At 63.5% G+C, this 14,727-nt stretch carries 13 protein-coding genes; 6 read left to right on the plus strand and 7 right to left on the minus strand.

The features are described 5' to 3' along the window. The first annotated feature begins 52 nt into the window (after positions 1–52). Positions 53–595, plus strand: a complete 543-nt coding sequence (locus ACM6UT_RS18650; RefSeq protein WP_416798850.1) for a Pycsar system effector family protein — start codon at positions 53–55, stop codon at positions 593–595. A gap of 24 nt (positions 596–619) precedes the next feature. Here the strand turns inward: ACM6UT_RS18650 and ACM6UT_RS18655 are convergent, their stop codons facing one another. Then, a complete protein-coding gene (locus tag ACM6UT_RS18655) occupies positions 620–1,660 on the minus strand; it encodes a glycoside hydrolase family 25 protein (RefSeq protein WP_416798851.1) in 1,041 nt (346 codons plus the stop codon). 258 nt (positions 1,661–1,918) lie between these two features. Between ACM6UT_RS18655 and ACM6UT_RS18660 the strand changes: the two genes are divergently transcribed. The 4 genes from ACM6UT_RS18660 to ACM6UT_RS18675 all read left to right on the plus strand — a co-directional run bounded on the left by ACM6UT_RS18660 (position 1,919) and on the right by ACM6UT_RS18675 (position 6,592). Continuing rightward, on the plus strand, positions 1,919–2,449 hold the full coding sequence (locus ACM6UT_RS18660) for a tetratricopeptide repeat protein (RefSeq protein ID WP_416798852.1): 531 nt from the start codon (positions 1,919–1,921) through the stop codon (positions 2,447–2,449). Between the two features lie 76 nt (positions 2,450–2,525). Beyond that, a complete protein-coding gene (locus tag ACM6UT_RS18665; protein ID WP_416798853.1) occupies positions 2,526–3,125 on the plus strand; it encodes an RNA polymerase sigma factor in 600 nt (199 codons plus the stop codon). After that, the gene (locus ACM6UT_RS18670) at positions 3,122–3,913 is read left to right on the plus strand and encodes an anti-sigma factor family protein (RefSeq protein WP_416798854.1); all 792 of its coding nucleotides are present in this window, start codon (positions 3,122–3,124) and stop codon (positions 3,911–3,913) included. The genes ACM6UT_RS18665 and ACM6UT_RS18670 overlap by 4 nt, the downstream gene beginning before the upstream one ends. A gap of 117 nt (positions 3,914–4,030) precedes the next feature. Beyond that, entirely contained in the window at positions 4,031–6,592 is a 2,562-nt protein-coding gene (locus ACM6UT_RS18675; RefSeq protein WP_416798855.1) for a GcvT family protein, read from the plus strand. Between the two features lie 105 nt (positions 6,593–6,697). Here ACM6UT_RS18675 and ACM6UT_RS18680 read toward each other — a convergent pair whose 3' ends face one another. After that, the gene (locus tag ACM6UT_RS18680) at positions 6,698–7,390 is read right to left on the minus strand and encodes a winged helix-turn-helix transcriptional regulator (protein WP_416798856.1); all 693 of its coding nucleotides are present in this window, start codon (positions 7,388–7,390) and stop codon (positions 6,698–6,700) included. A 178-nt stretch (positions 7,391–7,568) separates the two neighbouring features. On the opposite strand from ACM6UT_RS18680, the gene ACM6UT_RS18685 reads away from it, so the two are divergent. Then, positions 7,569–8,738 (plus strand): acyl-CoA dehydrogenase family protein, encoded by a 1,170-nt coding sequence (locus ACM6UT_RS18685; protein ID WP_416798857.1) that lies wholly within the window; start codon positions 7,569–7,571, stop codon positions 8,736–8,738. Positions 8,739–8,973: 235 nt separating this feature from the next. On the opposite strand, the gene ACM6UT_RS18690 is transcribed toward ACM6UT_RS18685, so the two are convergent. The 5 genes from ACM6UT_RS18690 to ACM6UT_RS18710 form a co-directional block, all read right to left on the minus strand. Continuing rightward, complete coding sequence (locus ACM6UT_RS18690; protein ID WP_416798875.1) at positions 8,974–10,440, minus strand: NAD-dependent succinate-semialdehyde dehydrogenase; 1,467 nt, start codon at positions 10,438–10,440, stop codon at positions 8,974–8,976. Between the two features lie 65 nt (positions 10,441–10,505). After that, positions 10,506–11,018: a cupin domain-containing protein gene (locus tag ACM6UT_RS18695; protein WP_416798858.1), complete on the minus strand. Its 513-nt coding sequence runs from the start codon at positions 11,016–11,018 to the stop codon at positions 10,506–10,508. 25 nt (positions 11,019–11,043) lie between these two features. Further along, positions 11,044–11,532 (minus strand): (2Fe-2S)-binding protein, encoded by a 489-nt coding sequence (locus ACM6UT_RS18700; protein WP_416798859.1) that lies wholly within the window; start codon positions 11,530–11,532, stop codon positions 11,044–11,046. After that, positions 11,529–12,404, minus strand: a complete 876-nt coding sequence (locus ACM6UT_RS18705; RefSeq protein ID WP_416798860.1) for an FAD binding domain-containing protein — start codon at positions 12,402–12,404, stop codon at positions 11,529–11,531. Before ACM6UT_RS18705 ends, ACM6UT_RS18700 begins: the two co-directional genes overlap by 4 nt. Beyond that, positions 12,401–14,725, minus strand: coding sequence for a xanthine dehydrogenase family protein molybdopterin-binding subunit (locus tag ACM6UT_RS18710; protein WP_416798861.1), 2,325 nt, complete (start codon positions 14,723–14,725; stop codon positions 12,401–12,403). The genes ACM6UT_RS18705 and ACM6UT_RS18710 overlap by 4 nt, the downstream gene beginning before the upstream one ends. Between the last annotated feature and the right edge of the window lie 2 nt (positions 14,726–14,727).

Below are 14,727 nucleotides of genomic sequence, written 5' to 3' on the forward strand. Positions count from 1 at the left end.
TTTAAGGCAGTGTAGTAGCAAAAATACACTTTCAACTGAGGGGCAGGAGAAAATGGCCGATTTTGACACGGCGCCGAGCGAATTGATCGAAACTCCACCGACGAGCGCGGATGTGAACCAAGAATACTTCAGCCACGTAAAAAAAATTAACGACGTCTTCTATGACCAGGTGAAGACCTCGGACCAGAAGGCCGCCTACATTTTTACTTTCATGCTGGCCTTCCTCGTGACATCGAGCGAGGTCAGAAACGTCTTCACGCTCGAGCGCTACTATGACCGCACGATCTTGGAGAATACGCTGTCGGCTATTCTTGGCCTGACCTCGACATTCTCGATGCTTTCCGCGGTCATGGTGATCCTGCCGCGTCATATCACGACATCCACGTCGCTGTTCTGGGGTACATGGTCCAAGCACCGTCCGCTCCTTGAGAGCGCGGCGGAGCACGGTGATCTCCGCTATCTTTTCGACGAGTATCTGAAAAATGCAGACATCCTCGCACAGATCGCCGGGCAGAAGTACCGCTTCGTGTCCTACGCGTTCCGCGGCCTTATCGCCACTGTTCTCGCCTACGTCCTGCTGCTGATCGCCAGCTGAGGGCCTGCTGACGGCGGGGCGAGATCAACTCGCCCGCGCTGCCGTCCAGTCGTGCCAGTCTTCTTCGCTGCCGCGGAAGACGTTGAGGTCGATGCGGCCCTGGACGCCGTGCGAAAGGCCCGACCCCGAGTACTGCCAGAACAGCCACTTGCGGCCCGGATAGACCTTCGAGGGGTGCGCGGCGACGGAGCGGAGCCAGAAAGGGTATTCGCGGAAGGCGCCTTCGAGATGGTCGTCGTAGAAGTCCGGCGCCGTGTAGATGATCGGGCGCTTGCCGTAGTGACGCTCGAGCATGTCCATGAAGACCTGCATCTTCTCATGTATCTTGGCGGTGGAAAGCCGCCTCTTGCAGCTCGATTCCGCGTTGTATTCGACGTCGATCACCGGCGGCAAGGCGTCCGGGTCGCGCGGCACGTTTCGGATGAACCACTCGGCCTGCTCACCGGCGGTGCGGCACCAGTAGAAGAAGTGGTAGGCGCCGCGCTTCAGGCCCGCATCCTTCGCCCGGCGCCAGTTCGTCTTGAACATCGGGTCGAGATGGTCGCCACCGTCCGTCGCCTTGATGTAGGCGAAGTTCGCCCCTTGCGTCCTGAGCTTCATCCAGTCGATATCGCCCTGCCAGCGGGAGACGTCGACTCCGTGGACGGCATATTTCTTCGGCGAGGACTTGCCGAAATTGATCGGCTTGGCGTCACGGAAACGATGGCTGTATATCCGCGACCGAACCTGCGGCTCCAGCGTGGCCGCCGGATTTTCCGGCACAAGCATCGCCACCGGCTTTTCGGCAGGCAGCGGCATCGCGACGGTCGTCGTCGCCGAGGTGAGCGCTTGCGTTTGCGGAATCTGGCCCGCCCAGGCGAGCGCATGCTGCTCCGGCACGTCTGCCTGCGGCGCACCGGCGTCCGCGGCGACCTCCGCCGCAGGGATCGGCGCAGCGGACGCCGAGATCGCGCTCGTCACCTCGTTTGAGGGTTTGATCGCAAGCACTTCCTCCGGCCCCGAGGTCGAGCGGCAGCTCGCAAGCAGAAGAGAGACGACGACAAGTGACGTAGCCGACAGACGCATGAAACACGCAACTCCGAACAGGCATGGACTGCACGCGATCGTGACGCACGCAGCCCAGACAAAAATCCCTAACGGATCATTTATCGGAGAATGCTAAATACAATCTTTACTGCGACGGGACGCATGCTGCCGATCGTCCTCCGCCCCGGCTCGATCTCGCCTGCCCATCGGGCTCATCGAATTTTCTTTTTGCCGTGCCGAATAGAATGGCAGCGCCGCGTGTTCTCCCCTCGCAACGCCCTGCAAGGAGACATCTTGATGAATACGAAAATCTTTCTCGCCGCCACTCTGGCGTTCGGCCTTTCCTCCATCGCTCCGTCGGCCCCCGCTCTTGCTGCCGGAGACGACAGTTCCAGCACCCCGACCTGCAAGGCCGGCGAGGTCTACGATCAGGCGAGCGGCAAATGCGTGAAACAGAGCGGCGCCAACGTCACCGACGAGAACCGCACTGACTACGCCTATTCGCTCGCCAGGGCCGGTCGCTACGAAGAAGCGCTCGCCATGCTCGACACCGTCGCCGACCAGAACGACCCCAAGGTGCTCAACTATCGCGGTTATGCGACCCGCAAGCTCGGCCGCACCGACGAGGGCATCTCCTACTATCTCCGCTCGGTCGCCGCCGACCCGCAATACGCCAAGGTGCGCGAGTATCTCGGCGAGGCCTATGTGATCAAGGGACGGCTCGACCTCGCCCGGGAACAGCTCGCCACCATCCGCTCGATCTGCGGCGAGGGCTGCGAGGAATATCGCGACCTCGACGAAGCGATCCACGGCGCCTCCGACATCTGACCGGGCCGCGACCAATGGGACCGGGTGGCGCTGCCTGCCCGGCCCTCGCAAAGAAAGCCCCTGGAAGAGCAGAAGAATGGCCATCGCATGGGACTTCACGGCGGGCTATAGTCGCCACTCTCCGGAGACGCCCCGCAGCAAGACAGGGCCTCTCCAAGGCGCACGGGAGGCGGAGATCGCCAGCGAAGCAGTCATACGAAGCGGACTTCTCGCCAGTCTGCCGCGACTGTGGCGTTATGCCTTCGTGCTGTCGCGCCAGCGCGACGTGGCCGACGACCTCGTGCAGCAGACCTGCGTCCGGGCACTGGAGCGCTGCGGCCAGTTCGTGACGGATGGCAGTCCGGACCGCTGGTTCTTCTCGATCCTGCATTCGGTCTGGCTGAATGAGGCGCGCGCCCGCAAGGTCCGGCTCGGACAGGGTCTCGTGCCGGCGGAGGAGCACCTCTCTTTCGACGGCGCCCGGGACGCCGAGCTCCGCGCCGATGCTGGCAAAGTGCTGCGGCTGGTGGATGCCCTGCCGGAGGCGCAGCGCGCCGCCGTCTTCCTCGCCTATGTCGAGGGCCTTACCTACCGCGAGGTCGCCGAGATCCTCGATATTCCGATCGGCACCGTGATGAGCCGGCTCGCCGCGGCGCGCGCGAAGCTTGCCGCCGGCACCGACGGGAGTGTGACATGAACGACAAGACACCGATCCCCTCCGACGAGGAACTGACCGCCTTCATCGACGGAGAGCTCGACCCCGCCGACCACACCCGCGTCGCGCAAGCGGTGCGCGACAATCCGCAGGCCGCCGAGCGGCTCGCCTTCCTCGAGCGCGCCGATCTCCTGCCGCTGCGCGAGAGCTTCGCCACCGTTCTCGACGAGGCGCCCCGCCGTGACCTCGAAGGCATGCTCGCTGCCCTTCCCCGGCAGGGCGCCGCCGAACCGAAGCGCTTCGCCCGCCGCAGCTTTGTCACCGCCATCGCCGCCTCGGTCGCCGCCGGCATCGTCGTCGATCGCGCCTGGATGCGGCTTGCGGAGCCTTCCGCCGTCGGCGAAAGTGCCGAGTGGCGCGACGCCGTCGCGCAGTACATGGCGCTCTATACGGCCGAGACGCTCGGCCCTGCCCGTCCCGACCGCGAGGCGGCGGCCGCCCAGCTCGCGATCATCAACGAGCGCTTCGGCCTGTCGCTGACGCCGGAGGCGATCGCCCTGCCGGGCAGCGAGTTCAAGCATGCGCAAATCCTCGCCTATGACGACCGACCGCTCGCGCAGATCCTCTATCTCGACCCAGAAGGCAGGCCGATCGCCCTCTGCATCTTCGCCTCGGGAACGGCCGAAGCGTCGATCGCAAGCGAACGTCGCTACGCGCTCGACATCGCCTTCTGGTCGAATGGCCGCCACGCCGCGATGTTGATCGGCCATCTGCCCGCCGGCGACATCCGCCGTCTCGCCGAAAATGTCAGCCGGCGGATCGCCGCCTAGCGACACCACGCCTTCCGGTGCTGGTCGTGCAGTCTTTGAAGAATGTCGCAGACAGGCTGCACACGGGTCGACTTACGCCCTAATATCCCGCGTCAACGTCAATCAGGATCGCAGGCAATGGCAGAGTTTCCGACAAGGGCTAAGGTCGTCATCATCGGGCTGGGAGGCATCGTCGGCGCCTCCATCGCGCATCATCTCATCGAACGCGGCTGGGACGACATCGTCGGCATCGACAAATCCGGCATTCCGACCGACATCGGTTCGACGGCACACGCCTCCGACTTCTGCTACACCACCTCCCACGACTACCTCTCTGTCTGGACGACACAGTATTCCATCGATTTCTACGAGAAGATGGGCCATTACGCCCGCATCGGCGGCCTCGAGGTCGCCCGCACCGGCGACGACACCTGGATGGAAGAGATCAAGCGGAAGCTCTCCTCCGCCAAGGCCTTCGGCACCCGCGCCCATTATGTCTCGCCCGCCGAAATCAAGAAGCTCTTCCCGCTGATCGAGGAGGACATGGTTCAGGGCGGCATGTTCGACCCCGACGCCGGCCTCGTGATCCCGCGCTCGCAGACCGTCGCCGGCAAGCTGGTCGACGCCGGCGAGAAGGCCGGCAAGCTGCAGGCCTTTGCCAACACGCCGGCCAGGTCGCTGATCGTCGAGAATGGCCGCATCAAGGGCGTCGTCACCCATCGCGGTACGATCATGGCCGATCACGTCATCGTCTGCGCTGGCCTCTGGGGCCGCCTCATCGCCGAAATGGTCGGCGAGGACCTGCCGGTCATGCCGGTCGACCACCCGCTCACCTTCTTCGGTCCCTTCAACGAGTTCGAGGGCACCGGCAAGGAAATCGGCTATCCGCTGCTGCGCGACCAGGGCAACTCCGCCTATATGCGCGACACCGGCGACCCGAAGACCACCGAGGGCGGCCAGATCGAATGGGGCTATTACGAAACCACCAATCCGCGCATGTGCCATCCGCGCGATCTCCTCGAAAAGCATGAAGCCCGCCTTTCCCCCTCGCAGCGCGACCTGGAGATGGAACAGATCCTCGAGCCGCTCGAACGCGCCATCGAGCTCACCCCGATCCTCGGCGAGCTCGGCTACAACGAAGGCCATTCCTTCAATGGCCTCCTGCAGGTTTCGGCCGCCGGCGGCCCGTCCTGCGGCGAGAGCCAGAAGGTCCGCGGCCTCTGGTATTGCGTCGCCATCTGGGTCAAGGACGGCCCCGGCTACGGCAAGCTGATCGCCGACTGGATGACCGACGGCCGCACGGAGATCGACCACGCCTCGATCGACTATTCGCGCTTCTATCCGCACCAGCTCACCGAAGAATTCATCGAAGGCCGCTGCTACGAAGCGGCGCAGAAGATCTATTTCCCCGCCGTTCATCCCCGCGAGCCCTATGCCAGCGGGCGCGGCATCAAGCGGTCGCCCTTCTACGAGCGTGAAGTGGAACTCGGTGGCTACTTCATGGAGCTCGGCGGCTGGGAGCGCGCGCACGGCTACAAGGCCAACGAGCATCTCCTGGAGAAGTACGGTTCCCAAGTTCCGGTCCGCGAGAACGAGTGGGACAATCGCCACTTCTGGCGCGTCTCCAATGCCGAGCATCTGGCGATGAGCGAGGATTGCGGCATCGTCAACCTCAGCCACTTCCACATGGTCGACATAGAGGGGCCCGACCACGTCGAACTGCTCGAATGGCTCTGTGCGGCCAAGATCGGCGGCGACGCCAATATCGGCAAGGGCATCTATACCCACTTCCTCGACGACGAAGGCAATGTCCGCGCCGACTTCACCGTCTTCCGCATGGCCGACCGCTGCCGCCTGGTAAACGGCGCCGATGCCGGCCCGCGCGACTTCCACTACATGAAGCGCGTGGCCGAGGATCGTGGCCTCGACGTCACGATCACCGATGTGTCGGAAAAATTCGTCACCATCGGCATATGGGGCCCGAACGCCCGCGATACGCTGAAGAAGGCCGTGGCAGATCCCGCCGGCCTGGATCCCGAAAACTTCCCCTTTGCTGCGATCAAGCCGATCGAGATCGCGGGGAGAAACGTCACCGCCTTCCGCATTTCCTATGTCGGCGAACAGGGCTGGGAACTGCACATGAAATACGAAGACGGCCTTGCCGTCTGGGATGCGCTGCGCGCCACCGGCGTCATGGCCTTCGGGGTCGAGACCTATGCGAATTCGCGCCGCATGGAAAAGAGCCTGCGCCTGCAGAACGCCGATCTTCTGACGCAGTACAACCTGATCGAGGCCGATCTGGCGCGTCCGAAGGTCAAGGAAGCCGATTTCCGCGGCAAGGCCAAGCACCTCGAATACAAGGCGCGTGACCACCAGCCGGCCATGCTCTGCACGTTGGTCATGACCGACAATGTCGACGCACAAGGTGTTGCGCGCTACCCCGTCGGTACGCTGCCGGTCATGGACCCGGCAACCGGCGAGACCCTGGTCGACAGCCTCGGCCGTCGCTCCTACACCACCTCGATCGCCTTTGGTCCTACCATCGGCAAGAACATCGCGCTCGCCTATCTTCCCTGGGAGTATTGCCAGGTTGGCCGCAAGCTGAACGTCGAGTATTTTGCGGAGACCTACCCGGTCGAAGTCGCCGGCGTCGGCTACAAGCCGCTCTACGATCCGGAGAACCTGAAGCCCCGGAGCTAGGGATTTAGGGCCGGGATCAACCCTGCAATGACTAGGAGACCCGTCGGCCGGAAGGCCGGCGGGTTTTTCGTCGCAAAGGCGGGGGATACTTCAGGAATTGCCAGTCTACTGAACCATCCGGGCGACTGGCGCGAATTTGCTCAGGCCGAGCCAGTCCTGCATGTTGCGGGCAAGGGTCGGGTCGCCTTCTATGCTGAGGTCGCCGTTTTCGGTCTCCCGGCGCACGGTCGTCAGGCCCATCCATATCGCCGTCATGGACCGCAGCGAGCTCCTGACGAGCAGGTCGAGTTCGTAGCCCGGATCGAAGTTGCAGACGTCGGTCGTGCCGTTGTCGATGAGCAGCCACCAGCTTTTCTGGGCGGCCGAAAGCTCGGGGTACAGAAACTGTATCGTGCAACGCCGGCGCGGCAGGTGGCTCAGGTCCAGATTGCGGCGCATGTCCCACATCAGCAGCGACGGATCGAGGTTTTTCAGCGAGAGGCGGGATTCGATCCATCGCTGCGCCCAGATGCCCAGGCCCATGATGAGCGGGCGCAATTCCTCGCCCGATGCCGAGAGGCGATATTCCGTTGTGCCGTTGGGCAGCCGGTCGATGGTGATGACGCCGGCCTGTTCCAACTCCTTCAGTCGCTTGGAGAGCAGGGTGGGCGACATTTTCGGCACGCCCTTGCGCAGCTCGTTGAAGCGCGTGGAGCCGCACAGAAGCTCGCGGACGACAAGTGTCATCCAGCGGGAGCAGAGAATTTCCGAAGCCATCGACACCGGGCAAAACTGCCCGTACCCACCATGATCCTGCATGTGGGATCCTCCTGTGGCCGTGCCATGCTAACAATAGTCAAAAATCGCCTGGCTGCCAATCATCCGGGCTCATTATGCGGCTCTTCAGGGAAATCGACGAGGTACATTTCCTGAACTGGATATAGACAGGCAAGGGGTGCAGCCTCCTCACCGTTGCAGTCAACAGGAGGAGAAGGACATGCAAGGCATGGCAGAAACGGTCTTGTCGAGAGCGGCCGGCACCGATACTGAAATGAGCATTACGGAGATCGCGCGGCGGCTTGCGCCCGTTCTGGCGGAGCGCGCGGCCTCAGTCGATCAAAACGATCGCTTCGTCAGCGAGAACTATGCGCTGCTCAAGGAGGCAGGGCTGGTGGAGGCCGGCGTGCCGGTCGAACTCGGAGGGCGTGGAGCCGAGGTCCGGGAGCTTGCGGAAATGCTGCGCATTCTAGCGCATTCCTGCGGTTCGACGGCGCTTGCCTTTTCCATGCATACCCATCAGGTGGCTATCCCGGCATGGCGCTGGCGTCACCAGAAGGTTTCCGTGGTCGAGCCGTTGCTGCGCAGGGTGGCGGCAGAGCGCCTGATCCTTCTCTCCAGCGGCGGTTCCGACTGGATCGGCGGTTCCGGCCGGGCCGAGCGGGTCGAAGGCGGCTACCGTGTCACGGCGCGCAAGACGTTCACGTCCGGCGCCGAAGCGGGGGCGGTGTTGATGACCGGAGCGATCCACGAGGCGGAGGATGGATCGCGGTCCGTCATCCATTTCGGCGCACCGATGAAGGCGCCGGAAGTCAGGATCGAGGACACATGGCGCAGCCTCGGCATGCGCGGCACAGGATCGAACGACGTCTCGATCGAAAACCTGTTCGTTCCCGATGCCAATGTAGCCTTCTCCCGCAAGGCGGGCGAGTGGCATCCGGTCTTCCAGATCATCTCCACCATCGCATTTCCGTTGATTTATGCGGTCTATCTCGGCGTTGCCGAAAGTGCGCGGGACATCGCTGTCGAAATGGCGCGGAAGCGGCCACAGAGCGATAGCTTGACCGAACTCGCCGGGCAGGTCGATACGGCGCTCAGGGCGGCACAGATCGCGCATCGCTACATGCTGGACGTGGTGGATCGAAACGCGCCGTCCGCCGACACGGTGAACGAGATCATGATCGGGCGTTCGCTGGTGGCGCAATATGCGATCAAGGCAACCGAGCTTGCGATGGAACTGGCGGGCGGGGCGTCATTCTATCGGGCAAATGGACTGGAGCGACGTTTCCGTGACGTGCAGGGCGCGCGATTCCATCCGTTGCAGACGGGGCCACAGGCTCGCTACGCCGGCGCAATGGCGCTTGGCCAGCCGGTCGACCAGATCTTCTGACGGGATGTGAACAAAGCTGGGGCGGAGGCCGGTCTTGACGCCGGTCACTCCGCCCCATCACGGGTTTTTCAGCCCACCCTTCGCCCCGCAGAGAAGGTCAGCGCATTTATAGTCCCTGACCTGCCTCTGAGAACTTCCTCCAGAATGGATTAGAGCCCGGCCCATTGAGGACCGACCCGCCGACTTCTGCGGCCCGGCTACTCAGCTCTCGATCCAGAACGAAGGTGGATTAATGTCAGCCCCTGACGCGGATGGCCATCAACTTGGTCTCTAGGTATTCCTCGAGGCCTTCACGACCGCCCTCGCGGCCGATACCGCTCATCTTGACGCCACCGAACGGGGCTTCCGCCGCGCCCAGGCGGGTTTCGTTGATGCCGACCATGCCAGTCTCGAGCCGTTCAGCGACGCGGATCGCCCGATCCATGTTCTCGGTGAACAGGTAGGCCGACAGGCCGTAGGGGACGTTGTTGGCCAGTTCAACCACTTCATCCTCGGTCTCGAATCTGTAGAGCGCCGCAACCGGCCCGAAGATCTCCTCGTCGTGCATGCGCGCCGTCTGCGGTACCTCGGTCAGAACCGTAGGGGCGTAGAAGCTGCCCTTCTCATAGGCCTCGCCTTGCATGCGCGAACCGCCGACGCGCAGCTTGGCGCCCTTCTGTATGGCGTTGGCAACAAGTTCCTCCACCTTCTCGACTGCGTTCATGTCAACGAGCGGGCCCATGACCACGCCCGGCTCGGCACCATAGCCGACCTTCATCCGGCCGGCATGCTCGGTTAACCGTCTGGCGACCTCGTCATATATTGACGACTGCACGTAGATACGGTTGGCGCCGATGCAGGCCTGGCCGGCATTCAAGAACTTCAGCGCGGCTACAGCCGCCATGGCCGCATCGAGGTTGCAATCCTCGAACAGGATCACTGGTGCATTGCCACCCAGCTCCATGGAGGTACGCTTGATCTGGTCGGCGGCGCCACGCATCAGCAGGCGGCCGACTTCCGTCGAACCGGTGAAGGAGATCTTGCGCACGCGCGGATCTGTCAGCAACACATTGCCGATCGCCGATGCCTTGCCGGTAACGAAATTGATGACGCCGTCGGGCAGGGCCGCCTCGACGAACAGTTCGGCCACCTTGAGCGCCACCAGCGAGGTCGCCTCAGCCGGCTTCAGGACCATGGTACAGCCTGCAGCGAGCGCAGGCGCGGCCTTGCGGAAGATCATCGCACAGGGCACGTTCCACGGAATGATGGCGCCGCACACGCCGACCGGCATACGCTGGGTCAGCAAGCGGCGACCCGGAACCGGGTCGGGGATCCACGAGCCGTAGGCGCGGCGGGCCTCTTCAGCAAACCACCGCAGCGAGTCTACCGACAGCTGCAATTCGCCTTGGGCTTCGCGAAGAGGTTTGCCCTCCTCGTTGGTAACCACCAAAGCCACCTCGTCGCGCCGGTGCTCGAGTATGTCGGCGACGCGGTGCAGATATTTTGCCCGCACCGCAGCGCTGAGACTTGCCCAGGCAGGGAACGCGGCGGCCGCAGCGTCGACCGCGAGCTTCGCGTCGCGGTCGTCGCCGTAGGGGATAGCGGCCAGCGGAATGCCGTCGGCCGGGTTGATCGAGATTGACGTCTCGCCGCTCAGCGCCGGCACGAGGCGCCCGTTGATCAGCATCGCTGCGACCGGCAGTCCTTGCGGTGTCATCGTCATCTCCTTCGGCTCAGGACAGGCGCGGCCGAACGCCGCCTGTGCGCCGGCCATATTGCCATTCGTGCTTAGTTGCTGTTCGCTGCAGCGAGTTCGGCCTTCAGCTCATCGACGCTCAGGCCCAGTACGCGCGCCTCGATCTCCATCGGATCGACCTCGATGCCGGAACGGACGGTGTCCACGCTGGTCGACAGATCCGGCGTCTCGTCCTCAAAGTATAGGCCGAAGGCGCCCTTGCGAACCAAGGGATCACAGGCTGGGGCGTGAACCTCGATCAGGGTGACGTCTCCGCCGCTGCGGTTCCAGGCCCAGTGGACGGCATTGCGCGGAATGCGGCACAGATCGCCCGCCTTCATGAGGAATCCGCGGTCGTTGATGAACACCCAGACCTCGCCGGAGGTGACGTAGTTGATCTGCTCGGCGTCATGGGTGTGCGGATGCGAGTGGTACCCCGGGCCGCGCACGGCGATCATCATGTTGCAGTCATTGCCATAGACCATCTTGGTCGACATAGCGCCGCCACGTGTCTGAAGAACGTTCTGGCCTTCCTCTATGTCGTCGATGTTAACGCAAATCGGCATTTCTAATTCCTCTGCTTTCGCTCAGTTATTTCTGGACGTTCTTCAATCGGTGGCGGGCAGCGACCGCCTTGGCCGCGTTCATGATGCCCTGATAGCCGGTACAGCGGCACAACTGGCCGGAGATGGCCTCGCGGATCTCCGGCTCGGAGGGCTGCGGGTTGCCGCTAAAAAGGTGGTGGAGCGCCATCACCATACCCGGGGTGCAGAAGCCGCACTGCAACCCGTGAAACTCGCGCAGCGCTTCCTGGATCTCGCTCAGCCCGATTGCCGGTGATGCCCCCTCGATGGTGACAACCTCGGCACCCTCGGCCTGCACCGCCAACATCAGACAGCTGCGCACGGGGTCGCCGTTGACAATGATCGTGCAGGCGCCGCACACGCCGTGCTCGCAGCCAAGGTGGGTGCCGGTCAGGCCGAGTTCGCCGCGCAGGGCATCGCCTAAGCTCTGCCGCGGCTCGACCTGCATCATGACCTCACGGCCGTTCACGTTCAGATTGACGTTGTGCTTCTTCACTTGCGCAGATCTCCTGCCCGGTTCACCGCCTGCATCAGGGCGCGCCGCGCCAGCGTCGGCGCGATGTGCCTCCTATAGGCGACGCTGATCTCAGGATTGTCGAACTCGAAGGCCTCGAGGTCGATGAGTCGCACGGCCTCGCGTACCAAGGCCTCGGTCGGCACCTGTCCTACCAGCGTCGCGGCAGCCGCATCGCAGCGCAGCGGCACAGGCGCAACCGCGCCGATCATCAGATGCGCTTCCGTACAGCGTCCAGCCGCGTCGAGGCGCACGCGCGCCCCGGCCGATACCATCGCGAAATCACCGCGGCGGCGCGATAGTTCGACGAAACCCGTGCCCTCGTCGGCATGCGTCTCGAGAAGGATCTCCTTGAGGATTTCGCCTTCCTCAATGGCCGTCTCGAAAGTGCCAAGCGTGAAGGCGTCAGCATCGACGGTGCGTTCGCCATTCGGCCCCACAATCACCATCCGGGCGCGGTAGGCCATCATCACCAGCGGCGTTTCAGCAGCAGGATCGGCATGGCTGAGGCTGCCGCCGATCGTGCCACGGGCACGTGTCGGGGGATGGCCGACATTCTCAAGACCGTCATGCAATAACGGCAGGAACTTGCACACCACGGGGCTTGCCAAGGCATGCGCCTGGCGCGTCATCGCGCCGATGCGCAACGTGGTGCCATCCTCTACGATGCCTGCCAACGACGGGATGCGGTTTAGGTCGATGATGACCTCTGGCCTCGCCAGCCTGAGCGCCAGCATTGGCACGAGGCTCTGACCACCGGCGATGACGCGCGCGTCCGAGCCATACTGGCCGAGCAGGTCAAGTGCCTCTTCCAGGGTGGTTGGCGCGAAATAGTCGAATGGTGCCGGCTTCATTCCTGCCCCCCGAATCCGATCGAATGGAGAACCCGCTCAGGCGTAAGCGGCAGCTTGTTGAGGCCAACCGTGGTGCCAAGCGCGTCGGCGATCGCATTGCCGATTGCTGCGCCGACACCCGATGGGCCTACCTCGCCGACACCCTTGACGCCGAGCACATTAGTCAGCGCAGGCGACTCCTCGTAGACAATGCTGGTGATTGGCGGGACGTCGAACACGTTGGGCATCAGGTAGTCGGCGAAGGTGCCGGTGGTCAGCTGGCCTTCCTCGTTATAGGCGAGTTCCTCAAGGAATGTGCCACCAAGGCCCTGCACGACGCCGCCCACGATCTGTCCCTCGACGATCAACGGGTTGAGTTGGCGACCGACGTCGCAGGCAACGAAGTATCGTTCGACCTTGGTCTCGCCCGTCTCCGGATCGACCAGCACATCGGCCATGTGCACGGCGAAGACGGCCGCGCCGGCGACCACCCCGCGCACATAGCTGGTCACCACCAGTCCGTCATTGTCGGGGATGTTACCAGCCGACGGCGAGGTCAGGATTTCCTGATTGCCAGGCATCATCATACGGGCAATGGTGCCCAGTGTCGCCACCGGTTGATTAGCGCCGCGTTGCCAGAACGCACCCTCGCGCAATTCCAGCTCCTCGACGGCGACGCCGAACTTCCTGGCCACCGCCTCGAGCGCCTTGTCTCGCACGCCGACAGAAGCGGAATGTACTGCGCTGCCGCCCATGATGGCAGTGCGGCTGGCATAGGTACCACCGCCAAAGGTGATTATACCGGTGTCGCCGTGGCGAACGCGGACCTTGTCCATCGGAACGGTCAGAACCTCCGCCGCGATCTGCGCCAGTATGGTTTCATGACCCTGCCCCTGATTGCTCGAACCGGAGAAGATCGTCACGCGCCCGTGCTGGTCGACTTCGATACGCACGCCCTCGAAGGGCCCCAGACCCGACGGCTCGACCAAGGCACAGATGCCGCGACCGCGCTTCCAGCCGTCGACCGTCTCGCGCTCGTAGGGCGCATCCCAGCCAAAGGCCTCGAGCGCACGGTCCATTATGAGCGGAAAGTTGCCGCTGTCGAAAATCGTCGGCCGCTTCACGCTCTCGGTGCCGACATGCCAAGGCATCTGGTCTGCTGGAATGAGGTTACGGCGGCGCAATTCGGCCGGATCGAGACCCATCTGCGCGGCGAGCCGGTCGATGGCACGTTCGCGGGCGAAGTTCGCCTCGAACATGCCGGGTGCCCGGTAGGTTCCGGTGGGCGTCTTGTTGGTCATTACCGTCATCGCGTCGATGCGGTAGTTGCGGATGCGATATGGCCCTGGGAATGAGGCCGCTGCATGCGAAGGCACCACGTCGCCATGGGTGCGGATATAGCCGCCCATGTCGTTGACCAGCTTCACGTCGAAGGCAGTCAGGATACCATCCTTGTCAGCGGTGACCGTGACCTCGAAGGAGCAATCGCGCGAATGATTGATGGCCGCGAAATGCTCAACGCGATCCTCTATCCAACGCACCGGCCGCTTCAGGCGGATCGACGCGAAGGGTATGAGATAGTCTTCCGGATAGAACTCGCCCCGGGCGCCGAAACTTCCGCCAACGTCGGGCTCGATCATGCGGATCTCAGCCTCCCCCATGCCGAGCATCGAAGCCAGCATGTTACGGTTGGTGTGCACCACCTTGGTGGGGCCGTAGATGTCGAGCAGGTTGCGGCCGGCGTCGTAATTTGCCAGCAGACCACGCGTCTCCATCGGCATAGCCGAGTGGCGCTGGATCGAGAAGCTGTCCGTGGCGGTAAAGGCGGCATCCCTGAGCGCGCCCTCCACGTCGCCGAGGTCGAAGCTCCAGCGCCCGGCAAGATTGCCCTTGGCATGGATTTGTTCCGCCCCGGGCATGATCGCCTGGGCCGGATCAGTCACCGCCGGGAGCTGATCGAAGTCGATCTCGATCAGCTCCGCCGCGTCCTCGGCGATGGCGCGGCTGTCGGCCACGATAACGGCGATCGGCTCGCCCACATAGCGCACCTTGTCGCGCGCGAGCGGATACTGCAGGTACGGCGACAGGTCGCCGTGGGTCGGGATGCGGCATTGTATCGGCGAAAGCCCATCGGGCAGGTCAGCCCCGGTGAAGATCGCGTGCACGCCCTTCAACGCGAGCGCGTCCTCCAGCCTGATTTCGCCGATCCTGGCATGGCCGTAGGGGCTGCGCAGGATATGCGCCTCAAGCTGGAAGGGCAGAGTGTAGTCTGCGGTGAAGCGCCCCTCCCCGCGGAGGAAGCGCTCATCTTCAACCCTGACGACAGGCTTGCCGATCGCCATTG

The organism is Ciceribacter azotifigens (assembly GCF_048159625.1).
Classification (GTDB): Bacteria; Pseudomonadota; Alphaproteobacteria; order Rhizobiales; family Rhizobiaceae; genus Allorhizobium; species Allorhizobium azotifigens.